12 protein-coding genes and 1 pseudogene are annotated in these 13,588 nt (G+C 73.9%); 10 read left to right on the top strand and 3 right to left on the bottom strand.

What is annotated here, in order from left to right:
- Positions 1 to 142 precede the first annotated feature (142 nt).
- The 5 genes from ACLZOT_RS44735 (at position 143) to ACLZOT_RS44715 (ending at position 3,724) form a co-directional block, all read left to right on the top strand.
- Positions 143 to 607: a cyclic nucleotide-binding domain-containing protein gene (locus ACLZOT_RS44735; protein ID WP_416975005.1), complete on the top strand. Its 465-nt coding sequence runs from the start codon at positions 143 to 145 to the stop codon at positions 605 to 607.
- A gap of 14 nt (positions 608 to 621) precedes the next feature.
- Entirely contained in the window at positions 622 to 1,287 is a 666-nt protein-coding gene (locus tag ACLZOT_RS44730; RefSeq protein ID WP_416975004.1) for a CBS domain-containing protein, read from the top strand.
- A 63-nt stretch (positions 1,288 to 1,350) separates the two neighbouring features.
- Positions 1,351 to 2,052 carry a response regulator gene (locus tag ACLZOT_RS44725; protein WP_416975003.1) on the top strand — a complete coding sequence of 234 codons (702 nt, stop codon included), beginning with the start codon at positions 1,351 to 1,353 and terminating at the stop codon, positions 2,050 to 2,052.
- Between the two features lie 38 nt (positions 2,053 to 2,090).
- The gene (locus tag ACLZOT_RS44720; RefSeq protein ID WP_416975002.1) at positions 2,091 to 2,747 is read left to right on the top strand and encodes a helix-turn-helix domain-containing protein; all 657 of its coding nucleotides are present in this window, start codon (positions 2,091 to 2,093) and stop codon (positions 2,745 to 2,747) included.
- A gap of 158 nt (positions 2,748 to 2,905) precedes the next feature.
- Positions 2,906 to 3,724, top strand: coding sequence for a universal stress protein (locus tag ACLZOT_RS44715; RefSeq protein ID WP_416975001.1), 819 nt, complete (start codon positions 2,906 to 2,908; stop codon positions 3,722 to 3,724).
- Between the two features lie 70 nt (positions 3,725 to 3,794).
- On the opposite strand, the gene ACLZOT_RS44710 is transcribed toward ACLZOT_RS44715, so the two are convergent.
- Entirely contained in the window at positions 3,795 to 4,808 is a 1,014-nt protein-coding gene (locus ACLZOT_RS44710; RefSeq protein ID WP_416975000.1) for an Acg family FMN-binding oxidoreductase, read from the bottom strand.
- A gap of 433 nt (positions 4,809 to 5,241) precedes the next feature.
- Here ACLZOT_RS44710 and pflB point away from each other — a divergent pair, with 433 nt between their 5' ends.
- Positions 5,242 to 8,013, top strand: coding sequence for a formate C-acetyltransferase (pflB, locus tag ACLZOT_RS44705; RefSeq protein WP_416974999.1), 2,772 nt, complete (start codon positions 5,242 to 5,244; stop codon positions 8,011 to 8,013).
- Positions 8,010 to 8,744, top strand: a complete 735-nt coding sequence (gene pflA / locus ACLZOT_RS44700) for a pyruvate formate-lyase-activating protein (protein WP_416974998.1) — start codon at positions 8,010 to 8,012, stop codon at positions 8,742 to 8,744. The genes pflB and pflA overlap by 4 nt, the downstream gene beginning before the upstream one ends.
- Here pflA and sulP read toward each other — a convergent pair.
- On the bottom strand, positions 8,738 to 10,420 hold the full coding sequence (gene sulP / locus ACLZOT_RS44695; protein WP_416974997.1) for a sulfate permease: 1,683 nt from the start codon (positions 10,418 to 10,420) through the stop codon (positions 8,738 to 8,740). The two genes, pflA and sulP, sit on opposite strands and share 7 nt — an antisense overlap.
- A gap of 278 nt (positions 10,421 to 10,698) precedes the next feature.
- On the opposite strand from sulP, the gene ACLZOT_RS44690 reads away from it, so the two are divergent.
- The 3 genes from ACLZOT_RS44690 to ACLZOT_RS44680 are packed head-to-tail and all read left to right on the top strand — an operon-like array spanning position 10,699 to position 13,430.
- Positions 10,699 to 11,544, top strand: coding sequence for a universal stress protein (locus tag ACLZOT_RS44690; RefSeq protein WP_416974996.1), 846 nt, complete (start codon positions 10,699 to 10,701; stop codon positions 11,542 to 11,544).
- Positions 11,545 to 11,571: 27 nt separating this feature from the next.
- On the top strand, positions 11,572 to 12,594 hold the full coding sequence (locus ACLZOT_RS44685) for a zinc-dependent alcohol dehydrogenase (protein WP_416974995.1): 1,023 nt from the start codon (positions 11,572 to 11,574) through the stop codon (positions 12,592 to 12,594).
- A 5-nt stretch (positions 12,595 to 12,599) separates the two neighbouring features.
- Positions 12,600 to 13,430: a universal stress protein gene (locus tag ACLZOT_RS44680; RefSeq protein WP_416974994.1), complete on the top strand. Its 831-nt coding sequence runs from the start codon at positions 12,600 to 12,602 to the stop codon at positions 13,428 to 13,430.
- Between the two features lie 90 nt (positions 13,431 to 13,520).
- Here the strand turns inward: ACLZOT_RS44680 and ACLZOT_RS44675 are convergent.
- Positions 13,521 to 13,588: pseudogene (locus ACLZOT_RS44675) on the bottom strand (DUF397 domain-containing protein); the annotation flags it as partial.

Raw genomic sequence — 13,588 nt, 5'->3', positions numbered from 1 at the left:
CAGGGCCGAACGGCCCTCTTCGCGCGGCCGTTCGGATGCGGGTGCCGTTCGGCGCGGCGGACGGGCCGGGCGGCCCATGGCCCACCGCCGACGGCGGATCCACGCTGGCAGCAGACCGCCGTACACTCCTGGAGGAGCCGCCATGAACGCCGCCCCCACCCCCAGCATGCTGCGCGCCCTCCCGGCGGAGCACCGGCAGCGGCTGATGCGCTTCGCCCGCGAGGTGTCCTTCGAGCCGGGCACCCGGCTCTTCGAGGAGGGCGGCCGGGCCGACCGGTTCTGGGTGATCCGTACGGGCCGTGTCGAACTCGACATGCACGTGCCCGGCCGGCGCGCGGCCGTCATCGAGAGCCTCGGCCACGACGAACTCGTCGGCTGGTCCTGGCTGCTCGGCCCGCACGCCTGGCACCTGGGCGCCAAGGCGACGACCTTGGTACGGGCGTACGAGTTCGACGGCACCGCCGTGCGCTCGCTGTGCGAGGACGACCCGGTGCTCGGCAACTCCATCGCCCTGTGGGTGGGCGGCATCCTGGCCCACCGCCTGCGCTCGGCCCGCACCCGGCTGCTCGACCTGTACGCGCCGTACGGTGCCGGCACCCGTATCTGAGAGGGAGGGACGCGATGCACGGCACACCCCACGTCGTCAGCGACGTCATGACGCACACCGTCGTCAGCGTCGGACGGGACGCGACCTTCAAGGAGATCGTGCGGCTGATGCAGGAGTGGCGGGTCAGCGCCCTGCCCGTCGTGGAGGGCGAGGACCGCGTCGTCGGCGTCGTCTCCGAGGCGGATCTCCTGTGCAAGGAGGAGTTCCGCGACGGAGATCCCGACCGGTACACCCAACTGCGCCGCATCAAGGACATCCAGAAAGCAGGCGGCGTGCGGGCTCGGGACCTGATGACGGCGCCCGCTCTGAGCGTCCGGCCCGACACCACGCTCGCCCAGGCCGCCCGCGTGATGGCGCGCGCTCGCGTCAAGCGCCTGCCGGTCGTGGACGCTCTGGGCAGGCTGGAGGGCATCGTCAGCCGCACCGACCTGCTCAAGGTGTTCCTGCGCGGGGACGAGAGCATCGCCGAGGAGGTCCGCCGCGAAGTCGTCGCCCATCTCTTCCCGCCGCCGGCCTCCGAGCTGCGGGTCGACGTCCATGACGGCGTGGTCACCCTCGCCGGACGGATCCGTGACAGCTCCCTGGTGCCCGTGGCGGCACGGTTGGTGAGGGCGGTGGAGGGAGTCGTGGACGTGGACTTCGAGTTGGTGCCCCAGGAGAATGGGGCCGGTCGGCCCTAGTGTGCTGTCCTGCGGCCGGTGATGATCGGCATGGGCAGCACCGGCACACAATGAGAGGCCGTCATGACGCAGGCGCGTGCGTTCACCGAGCAGGACCCGATCCGTGTGTTCCTGCTCGACGACCACGAGGTCGTACGCCGGGGCCTGACGGACCTGCTCGACGCGGAACCGGACATCACGGTCGTCGGTGACGCCGGGACGGTCGAGCACGCGCTCGCGCGGGGCCCGGCGCTGCGGCCCGACGTCGCCGTCCTGGACGTCCGCCTGCCCGACGGCGACGGCATCACCGTCTGCCGGGAACTGCGCGACCGCATGCCCGGACTGGCCTGCCTGATGCTGACGTCCTTCGACGACGAGGACGCCCTCCTCGACGCCATCATGGCCGGGGCCTCCGGCTACGTCCTCAAGCAGATCAAGGGCTCCGACCTCGTCTCGGCGGTCCGCACGGTCGCCACCGGCCAGTCGATGCTGGACCCCGCCACGACGGCTCGCCTGATGCGCTCCCTGCGCGCCGAACCCGCCGGGACCCCGGCCGTCCCCGACGAACTCGCGGGCCTGTCCCCCCGCGAACGCGACATCCTCGCCCTCATCGGCGAGGGCCTCACCAACCGGGAGATCGGCAAGAAGCTGTACCTCTCCGAGAAGACCGTCAAGAACCACATCTCCCGCCTCCTCGCCAAACTCGGCGTCCAGCGCCGGGTCCAGGCCGCCGTGCTGGCCTCGCACCTGGAGGCGACGGAGCCGCAGGAGCGGCGCGGAAAGTAGGAGACGCCCGCGTCGCACGACGAGGGGAAGCGATCACCGTGACGGCACACGACCCGCCGCCGCGCGTGGGCGACCTGGGACGCCGCATCACCCGGCGCCGGACCGAACTCGGCCGCACCCGCCAGGAGATCGCCCTACGGGCCGGCATGGCGCCCGGCTACCTCGGCTACCTGGAGGAGCGGGCCGGGGCGGCCCCCGGCTCCGGCGTGCTGCGCAGGCTCGCCGACGCCCTGGAGACCACCGTCGCGGCCCTCACCGGCGCGGCGGCCGAGCACCCCGCCGGCCTCGGCGGGGCCCGCCGCACCCACCTCGTCGAGCTGACGCCGGCCGAATGCCGTGACCTGCTCGCCACGCACGGTGTGGGACGCCTCGCCGTGCCCACCGTCGAGGGCCCCCTGGTCGTGCCTGTCAACTACGGTGTCGTCGCTGGCGCCGTCGTCTACCGCACCGCCCCCGGCACCGTCCTCGCCCAGGCCGACGGCTGTCGCGTGGCCCTGGAGACCGACCGGATCGACGAGGCGTTCAGCGGGGGCTGGAGCGTCCTCGTGCGGGGATACGCCCGCCGAGTCACCGACCCCGCCGAAGCGCTCCGGCTGGCCGAGACGGCCCACAGCGACCCCTGGGCGGGCGGCCCGCGCGACCTGTGGCTGCGCATCGAGCCCCTCGCCCTCACCGGACGCCGCATCGAGGGCTGACAGGGCCGGCCGGCCCACCGCAAGGGGCCGTCCGGCATACCGGGAGGGTTCCTGAGGCCCCTGTCTCCCGCCCCCGCGGAGGACCAGCATCGCTTCACAGCGGCGGTGCCGACCACCACCGCTCGTCGTGGGGAAGTCGTGGGGAAGGGGAACGAGTCATGACTCGCCAGAACGTCGTCGTCGGCGTGGACGGTTCACCGGGCGCCGTCCGCGCACTGGACCGCGCCGCCGAGGAAGCCGTACGCCGCGCCACCGCGCTGCGCGTCGTGTACGCCGTGCGCGACCGTGACGAGGCCGGGCCGGTGCTGGCCTCGGCCGCCACCCGCACGCGCCTGCGGTGGCCTGGGCTACAGGTCGTCGCCGAAGCGGCCGAGGGCGGGCCGGTGGAGGTGCTCGCCCGCGAGAGCGCGAGCGCGGCCCTGACGGTCGTCGGCACCCGGGGCTTCGGCCCCGTTGCCGGTCTCCTCGCCGGGTCCGTGAGCCTCAGGCTGGCCGCACGGGCACGCGGGCCCCTCCTCGTCGTACGCGACGACCGCCCCCGCGACCCCGCTCGCGACGACCGCCCGGTGGTGCTCGGCCTGCGGGGCGACGCCGACGACGAGGCGGCCGTGTACGCCTTCCAGGAGGCCGAACGCCGTCAGGCACCCTTGCGGGTCCTGCACGCCATGGCCCACCGGCACACCACCCCCGAGATGCCCTCGCCGATCCCCGCGACCAGCCCCGGCCAGCGGCGCCGGGCGCAGGACGAGCGGGCCGAGCGGGCCGTGCCCCGGTTCGGCGTCGCCCGGCTGCGCGAGGAACACCCCCACGTGCCGGTCGAGATCCGCGCCGTGGACACCGACCCCGCCCACGCCCTCCTGGACGCCGGCCACGAGGCGTCCGTCGTCGTCATCGGCGCTCACCACTCGGGGCCGGTCACGCACACCCTGCTGGCGCATTCCCCCTGCCCCGTGCTGCTGGTGCCGACCGGCGGGTGAGCGGCGCCGCCGGGCCCGCACACCGCCGTTCCCGGAACGGACCCGGCGCTCGCCGTGGCCGTCACTCTCGCTAGGCCGGGAGCCGTGGACCGGGGACGTCCCGCACCCTTTCGTCCATGGCCTGCCACGCAGGGCGGCGCGGTGTCGCGGCGCCCTCCGGGCCGTAACCGAGCCGGATCACCATCTGCGCGTGAGCCCTGCGGCCGTCCACGCCGGGGACGAGTTGTTCACGCAGGTCGGGCCATTCCAGGGACTGGTGCAGGAGGGACGCGCGCAGGCCGTGGGCGGTGGCCACCAGCAGCAGGCGCTCCAGGGCCTGCCCCGCCCGCAGCCAGTCGGCACGCCGGTCGTGCGCCGTCGACAGCACGACGAGCACCGGACACCGCTCGAAGGGCCGGGAGGGCAGGTCCGACGGGTGCCGGTGGGCGCCGAAGTCCCGCAGGGGGACGCGGTCGCGGAAGTCCTGCGGCCCGAGCACACCGGGCGGCAGCCCGAGGCCCTCCCCGTCCGGCCCGCGCACCCAATGACGGCTCTCCTCGGCCCGGTCGGCGTCGGCGGTGTTGCGGTGCTCGGCGTCCCACGTGAGCCGCAGCAGCCGCTCCGTCTCCTGCGGACCGGGACGGCTCAGCACGGCGCCCTCGTAGTGCGCCGCCTCCGCGAGTTCCGTCAGTACGGCCCGGGGAACCGGCACGTCGGAGAAGGGGAGCCGGCTGCTGTGCCGATACCACAGCGCCTCGTACAGCCTGGCGGCCGGCGCACCACCTCGCGCCGGGCCGCCGAGCCGCACGGTGGCCAGCAGTTCCGGCTCACCGGGGGAGGGCAGCAGCCGGGTCACCGGCTCGCGGCCGAACCGGGCCACAGCCACCCGCAGATTGAGGACCGCGCAGCCGACGGACACATGCAGGGCGCGGCCCATCGGGTCGATGTGCCGCAGCCCGCGGTGCGCCGCGGCCCGGACCTCGAACGCCGTGCCGTCCGGGGTGAGGCGGAAGCGCCAGGGCTGGGTGTTGTGCACGGACGGTGCCGCCACGGCCGCCGAGACCAGGGACTGGGCCGTCAGGGCGCTGAGAACGGTGGACCACATCAGGACTCCTCCCCGCCCCGCACCGCGGAGCCGGCGGGTCTGGCAAGCGGGTCCCGCCCAGTGTGCGGGCCGCAGCGCGGCCCCGAGCAGGGGCCGTCCGGCACCTGGAGTGGTCCGGACGGCCCCCTGTGGCGCGGTCCGGTCCGTGATGCTCTGGGAGGAGACGGAGGGGAGGAGGTGGGCCGTGCGGGGATCACCACGGTCGGCGTACTGGGGGCGGTACGCGCTCGCCTCGGCGGGCGTCGCCTTCGCGCTGAGCGCCCTGCGGGACGCCCGGGTGCTGCGCCGGCTCCGGAGAAGCGCCCGGCATCCTTCCCGGGAACAGGCCAGGAGGCGTGCATCATGCTGCGTCACGTGACCGCCGGGGTGGACGGATCGGCCGAGAGCCTGGCGGCCGCTCATCGCCTCCGACACCCGGCCCCTGCACCGACTGGTGGCCGCCCTGGCCCCGCTCGGCCCCGCGATCCACACCCTGCGCGGCCCGACGAGGGGCGGCCTCGCCGCCGCCCTCAATGAGATCGCCCGCGACTCCTCGGTCGCCGTCGAGATCGACGAGCACGCCGTCCCCGTCCCCGAACCGGTCGCCTCCGCCTGCGACCTCCTCGGCCTCGACCCCCTCACCGTCGCCAACGAGGGCTGCCTGATCACCTTCACCGCCCCCGATGCGGCCGAGGCAGCCCTCACCGCCCTGCGGTCCCTCCCCGAGGGCACCGGAGCCGTCCGCATCGGCGAGGTCCTCCCCGCCGGTCCCGGCGGCCGGGTCACCCGCGAACTCTCGTGGGTGCCCGCCGCACCGTCGAGATGCCGTTCGGCGAACAGCTTCCGCGGATCTGCTGAATCCAGGGCCGAACGGCCCTCTGCCGAGCCCTGTCCGGCACTCCTCCCGGCGATCACGAACGGCGAGCATCGAGAGGCAGGACACGAGGCACGAGCCAAAGGGAGAGGAACGGCGATGACCGTGACCACGGCGGAAGAGGGCCGGACGGCCTGGCGGGGCTTCGCGGGCGGCGGCTGGCGGGAGCGGATCGACGTCCGCGCCTTCATCCAGGCCAACTACACCCCGTACGAGGGCGACGCGTCCTTCCTGACCGGCCCCACCGACCGCACCCGGGCCGTCTGGGAGAAGGTCAGCGCCCTGTTCCCCGAGGAACGCGCCCGGGGTGTCCTTGACGTCGACACCGCCACCCCCTCGACGATCACCTCCCATGCCCCCGGCTGGATCGACCGCGACCGCGAACTGATCGTGGGTCTCCAGACCGACGCGCCCCTCAAGCGCGCGATCATGCCCAACGGCGGCCTGCGCATGGTGGAGAGCGGTCTGCGTGCGTACGGCTACGAGCCCGACCCGTTCGTCACGAAGGTCTTCGGCACCTACCGCAAGACCCACAACGACGGCGTCTTCGACGCGTACACCCCCGAGATGCGCGCCGCCCGCCGGGCCGGCGTCATCACCGGCCTGCCCGACGCCTACGGACGCGGCCGGATCATCGGCGACTACCGGCGCGTCGCCCTGTACGGCACCGACCGGCTGACCGAGGCCAAACAGGCGGAACGGGCCCTGCTGGACGCCCGCCCCTCCAGCCCCGACGTCATCCGCGACCGGGAGGAACTCGCCGAGCAGATCAGGGCGTTGGGCGAACTGACGACGATGGCCGCCTCCTACGGCTGCGATGTCTCCCGCCCCGCCGCCACCGCCCACGAGGCCGTCCAGTGGCTCTACCTGGGCTACCTCGCCGCCGTGAAGGAGCAGAACGGCGCCGCGATGTCCCTGGGCCGCACCTCCACTTTCCTCGACGTCTACCTCCAGCGGGACCTGACCGACGGCGTCCTCGACGAGACCCGCGCCCAGGAGCTGATCGACGACTTCGTCATCAAACTCCGTATCGTCCGCTTCCTGCGCACCCCGGAGTACGACGCCCTCTTCTCCGGCGACCCCACCTGGGTCACGGAGTCGATCGGCGGCATGGGCGCCGACGACCGCACTCTCGTCACCCGCACCTCCTTCCGCTTCCTCCAGACCCTGTACAACCTCGGCCCCGCCCCCGAACCCAACCTCACCGTCCTGTGGTCACCCCGACTCCCCGCGGGGTTCAAGGAGTTCTGCGCCCGCGTCTCCATCGACACCAGCGCCGTCCAGTACGAGTCCGACGAGCTGACCCGCCCGCACACCGGCGACGACACCGCGATCGCCTGCTGCGTCTCCGCGATGGCGGTCGGCCGCCAGATGCAGTTCTTCGGCGCCCGCGTCAACCTCGCCAAGGCCCTGCTGTACGCGGTCAACGGCGGCCGGGACGAGATGACCGGCGACCAGATCGCGCCCCCGGCGCCCCCGCTGACGGGGGAGTACCTGGACTTCGCGGAGCTGTCGGCGGCGTACGACAAGGTCCTCGACTGGCTGGCCGCGACCTACGTCAACACCCTGAACGTCATCCACTACATGCACGACAAGTACGCCTACGAACGCCTGGAGATGGCCCTGCACAACCACCCCGTGCACCGCTTCATGGCCTGCGGCATCGCGGGCCTGTCGATCGCCGCGGACAGCCTGTCGGCCGTCAAGTACGCGCGCGTGAAGGTGTTCCGGGACGCCACCGGCCTCGCCGTCGACTTCCGTACCGAGGGTGACTTCCCCGCCTACGGCAACAACGACGACCGTGCCGACACGATCGCCGTCGGCCTGGTCGAGTCGTTCATGGCGAAGGTGCGCCGCCACCCCACGTACCGGGGCGCCGAGCACACCCAGTCCGTCCTGACGATCACCTCGAACGTCGTCTACGGCAAGCACACCGGCAACACCCCCGACGGGCGCCGCGCCGGACAGCCCTTCGCGCCCGGCGCCAACCCGATGAACGGCCGCGACCGCCACGGCGTCGCCGCCTCCGCCCTGTCGGTGGCGAAACTGCCGTACGAACAGGCCCGCGACGGCATCTCCCTCACCACGACCGTCACCCCGGAGGGCCTCGGCCACAACCCGGCCGAACGCGCCGGGAACCTCGTCGGCATCCTCGACGCCTACACGGCCGGCGGCGGCTTCCACATGAACGTCAACGTCCTCGACCGGGCCACGCTGGAGGACGCCATGGCCCACCCGGAGAAGTACCCCGACCTGACCATCCGGGTCTCCGGATACGCCGTCAACTTCGTCCGTCTGACCCGCGAGCAGCAGCTCGACGTGATCAGCCGCACCTTCCACGGGTCGCTGTGAGTGCCACGACCGGCCGGATCCACTCCTGGGACCTGTCCACCGGCGTGGACGGCCCCGGGACCCGGTTCGTCCTGTTCCTCTCCGGCTGCCCGCTGCGCTGCCTGTACTGCGCCAACCCCGACACCTGGCACCTGCGCGACGGCGCGGAGACGACCGCCGACGAGGTCATGGCGAGGATCGAGCGCCACCGCCCCTTCCTCACCGCCTCGGGCGGCGGCGTCACCCTCACCGGCGGCGAACCGCTCCTCCAGCCCGCCTTCACCGGAGAGATCCTGCGCCGCTGCAAGGACCTCGGCCTCCACACCGCCCTCGACACCTCCGGCTTCCTCGGCGACCGCGCCGACGACACCCTCCTCGCCCGCACCGACCTCGTCCTGCTGGACATCAAGTCCTTCGACATCGCGGCCTACCGGCGCCTGACCGGCGCCCGGCTCGCTCCCACCCTCACCTTCGCGACCCGCCTCGACCGCCTCGGCGTCCCGATGTGGATCCGCTACGTCCTGGTCCCCGGCCGCACCGACGACCCCGACGCCATCGACGGCCTGGCCCGCTTCGTCGCCGGCCTCGCCGCCGTGGACCGCGTCGACGTCCTGCCCTTCCACAAACTCGGCGCCCACAAGTACGACACCCTCGGCATCCCCTTCCCGCTGCGCGACACCCCCACCCCGTCCCCGGAGCTCACCGAGAGCGTCCGCGCCCGCTTCCGGGCCCACGGCGTCCCCGCCTACTGACGCCCTTCCCAGGCCCGGTACGCGGCCACCGCCGTCGGCAGCGTCGGGAAGATCCGCTCCTCGCCGACCGACTCCACCAGCCCGTACGCCCGCAGGTCGGCCAGCAGATCCTGCTTGACCCGCGCGAGCGCGAACACGACACCGCGGCGGCCCAGTTCACGGCGCAGTTCGTCCACGGCGTCCAGCGCGGTGATGTCGACCTCGACGTTGGCCTCCGTGTTGAGGACGAACCAGTGCACCGGCCCGTTCTGGTCGTCCACGGCGGCGAGCGCCCGGCGCCGGAAGTCCTCCGCGTTCGCGAAGAACAGCGGCGAGTCGTAGCGGTACACGAGCAGCCCGGGAACCGTACGGGCCCCCGGGTAGTCGTCGACGTCGTGCATGCCGGCCACCCCCGGCACCAGCCCCTCCACGGCGTCGTGCGGACGCGCCACCCGGCTCAGCAGCTTCGCCACCGACAACCCGACGGCCACGAGCACCCCGTACAGGATGTCCAGGGCCAGCACCCCGGCCAGACAGCCCACCGCCAGCAGCAGCTCACGGCGCCGGAAGGACGCCAGCCGCCGGAAGCCCGCCAGGTCGATCATCCTCGTCGCCGCGTACACGACGAGCGCCCCGAGGACCGCCGTCGGCATCCGGGTCAGCAGCGGGCCGAGGAACAGCAGCACGGCCAGCACCACCACCCCCGCGACCAGCGAGTACGCCTGACTGCGGGCGCGCGCCGAGGCGGCCAGCGCGGTACGGCTAGCGCTGCTGGACACCGGGAAGCCGTGCAGCACGCCCGCACCGAGGTTGACCGCGCCCAGCGCGAGGAACTCCTGATCGGCGTCGATCCCGGGACCGTCGCTGAACGCCCGCGCGGTCAGCACGAAGTCCGTGTAGGCGACCAGCAGGACACCGAGCGCGGGCAGCACCAGGTGCGGCAGCTCGCCCAGGTCGGGGACGGCCGGGTCCGGCAGGCCGGCCGGGATCTCGCCGATCACCCGCACGCCGTACCGCTCGTCGAGGTCGAACACCGCGACGGCGGCCGTGGCCAGGGCGACCGCCAGGAGCGGGCCCGGCACGGAGCGCGTGTACCGGGCCGTCAGGAACAGGAACACCAGGGCCGCGGCGGACAGGAGGGCGGTGGCGGGGCGGACGTCCGGCACCCGGCGCACGAAGGACCACAGCTGGGGGAGGAACTCCGTGCCGGACGTGCGCACCCCGGTCAGCTTCGGCAGCTGGTCCACCATCATGATCAGGGCCACGCCGGTCAGGTAGCCGACGAGGACCGGGCGCGACAGCAGGTCCGCGAGGAACCCGAGCCGCACCGCACGCGCGGCCAGGCACAGCAGCCCGACCGTCAGCGCGAGGGCCGCCGCGAGCGGCGCGTACGCCCCGGGGTCACCGGCCGCGAGCGGCGCCACCACGGTGGCCGTCATCAGCGCGGTCGTCGACTCCGGGCCCACCGACAGCAGCCGCGAGGAGCCGAACACCGCGTACAGCGCGAGCGCCGGCAGGATCGCCCACAGCCCGGCGACCGGCGCCAGCCCGGCCACCCCCGCGTACGCCATGACCTGCGGCACCAGGTACGTCGCCACCGTCACCCCGGCCAGCAGGTCGCCGGTGAGCCACGCACGCCGGTAGCCCCGGAGCGTGACGAGACCGGGCGCCAGCCGGTGCCATCGGGGGACGCGCATGTCCTCGGGCATCTCCTGCCTTCCGCCGGGTGTTCCTCATGATCCGCTTCGGTACGACCGGACGCGAGCATCGCGCCGAACGGTCCCCGGGGGACAGGGCCGTTCGGCCCCCGGTGGTGGACCTTCGGCATCCGGCGGTGGCGGGAGCGGGCGAGAAGAGTGAGGGGTGTCAGGCAAGGGTCGCGCACGAACCCCGTCTCGCCTGGCTGCGCTGAACCCCCGGACGCGCGGTGGGCCTCTCTCCCTCAGCCCACCGCGCTCGTAAGGAGACGAACCCCATGCCCCGTACGGTGACCGTCGGTCTCGACGACTCCCCCGAAAGCCTCGCCGCGGCCGAATGGGCCGCCTCGCTGGGCCTGCCGCTCACGCTCGTCCAGGTCTGGGAGCCGGTCCCCGAACCCATGGCCCAGGCCCCGCTGCTCGGCCCCGAGACCCACCAGCACTGGACCGACCGCGTCCCCCGCGAAGCGGCCGACGGCCTGCGCCGACGCCATCCCGGTATCGAGATCGGCACCACCCAGGTCACCGGCCACCCCGCCGACGCCCTGATCGAGGCGTCGAAGGACGCCGAACTCCTCGTCCTCGGCTCGCGCGGACTCGGCGGCGTCACCGGCTTCCTCGTCGGCTCCGTCGGCCAGTCCGTCGTCGCGAACACCCACCGCCCCGTGGTGCTCGTGAAGAAGGACCCGCCGGTCTCCACCGGCCCCGTCGTCCTGGGCCTCGACATCGACCGCCCGGACAACACCCTCATCACCTTCGCCTTCGAGGCCGCCGCCCGCCACGGCGTCCCCCTGCGCGTGGTCCACGCCTGGAACCCGCCCCCCTACGTCGCGTACGGCACCCCCGCCGACCCGACGCTGCACGAGGCGCTCCTCCAGGAGGCCGCCGAGAAGCTGGCCGAGGTTCTGCGGCCCTGGCGGAGCGACCACCCCGGCGTGGAGGTCTTCGAGCAGGTCCGGTACGGCAATCCCGCCGTCCGGCTCGTGGAAGCCGCCCGCGACGCGTCCCTGCTCGTCGTCGGACGCCGCACCCGCCACAACCCCTTCGGCACCCACATCGGCCACGTCACCCACGCCGCCCTGCACCACTGCGCGGCGCCTGTCGCCGTCGTCCCCCACGACTGACGCATCCCCCGGAGAAGAGGAACCCCCATGAAGGCAGCGGTCGTCCGAGCGTTCGGCGAGCCCCTGGTCATCGAGGAACGCCCCGACCCGCGGCCCGGCCCCGGCCAGGTCCGCGTCCGCGTCGAGGCGTCCGGGCTGTGCCACACCGACATCCACGCCGCGCACGGCGACTGGCCCGTGAAGCCGACGCCGCCGTTCGTCCCCGGGCACGAGGGCGTCGGACTGGTCGAGGAACTCGGCGAGGGCGTCACCACGCTCACCGTCGGGCAGCGTGTCGCCGTGCCCTGGCTGGGCCGGGCGTGCGGGCGGTGCGAACACTGCCTGTCCGGCTGGGAGACCCTGTGCGAGGAGCAGGTCAACACCGGGTACGGCTGCGACGGCGGGTACGCCGAGAAGATGCTCGCCTGGGCCGACTTCGCCCAGCCGGTCCCCGACGGCGTGTCCCCGTTCGACGCCGCCCCGCTGACCTGCGCCGGCGTCACCACGTACAAGGCCCTCAAGGTCGCGGGCGTCAGGCCCGCCCAGTTGGTGGCGGTCTCCGGCGTCGGCGGGCTCGGCCACCTCGCCGTGCAGTACGCCAAGATCGCCGGAGCCACCGTCGCGGCGATCGACGTCACCGACGACAAGCTCGACCTCGCCGCCCGGCTCGGCGCCGACCTCGTCATCGACGCCCGCAAGGACGACGTCGGCGCGGTCCTCAAGCGGCACGGCGGAGCCCACGCCGCGATCGCCCTCGCGGTCGACGACGCCGCCTTCGAGGCGGTCAACGCCGGGCTGCGGCGTGGCGGCAAGCTCGTCATGGTCGCCCTGCCCGCGCACGGCACCGTCCGCCTGCCGATCTTCGACACCGTCCTGAACGGCACCAGCGTGATCGGCTCGATCGTCGGCACCCGGCAGGACCTCGCCGAGGTCTTCCAGCTGCACGCGGCCGGCCGCACCGAGGTCGTCCGCGAGACCCGCCCGCTCACCGCCGTCAACGACGCGATCGACGAGGTGCTGCGCGGCGAGGTCCGGGCCCGGATCGTCTTCGACCTGGGCGCGGGGCGGTGAACGCGATGACACCCCCGGTCGTCGTCGGCGTGGACGGGTCCGAACCCAGCCTGCGCGCCGTCGACCTGGCCGTCGACGAGGCCGCCCTGCGCGGCGCCCCGCTGCGCCTGGTCCACGCCAACCTGTGGGAGCGCTACGAGGCCCCCTCAAGTGCGCGCGTCAGCGCCGAGGACATCCTGCGCACGGCCGAACTCCGGGCGGCGCTGCGCAGGCCCGGCGTCGAGATCTCCCTCGACGTCCTGCCCGAGGAACCCGAGTACGCGCTCGTCCGCGAGGGGCGCGAGGCGTCGCTCCTGGTGGTCGGCACCCGAGGGCGCGGCGGGCTGGCGGAGCTGCTGCTCGGCTCGGTCGGCCTGGCCGTCGCCGCCCGCGCCGACTGCCCGGTGATCGTGGTGCGCGGCGACCACCACCCCCGGGCGCGGATCGTCGTCGGCATCGGCGAACGGGGCACGGAATCGGCGGCCCTCGACTTCGCCGTCAAGGAAGCCCGGCTGCGGCACGCCGCCCTGGACGCCGTACGCGCCTGGCGCTGCCCCGCCCGCGAGTCCACCGACCACCCGCTGCTCGCCGGGGAACCGGCACGGCTGCACGAACTGCACGCGGCCGAAGCCCTGGAGCAGGCGCTGAAAGACGCCCCCGACGGCGTCGACCTGTACCGGCACACGGTCGAAGGCCCTGCCCGCACGGCCCTCCTGACCGCCGCCCACGGAGCTGACCTCCTGGTCGTCGGCGCCCGCCGGCACCCGGGACACGCCGGCCTCCAGCTCGGACGCGTCGCCCACGGAGTCCTGCACCACAGCCCCTGCGCCGTCGCGGTCGTCCCCGAACCGGCGTGAGCGACAGGCACAGCGGCCCGGGGGCCCCCGGGGGGGGGGGGCGGGGGGGGGGCCCGGGGGGGGGGGGGGGGGGGGGGGGGGGGGGCCGGTGGGGTTCTTGGAGTCGCGGACGCCGATGTTGGGGGAGAGGGCGGCGACTTCAACGCAGTTCTGACCGG

The sequence above is a fragment of the Streptomyces sp. 4F14 genome, assembly GCF_048159485.1.
Classification (GTDB): domain Bacteria; phylum Actinomycetota; class Actinomycetes; order Streptomycetales; family Streptomycetaceae; genus Streptomyces.
This window is presented reverse-complemented; position numbering and strand designations above follow the sequence as displayed.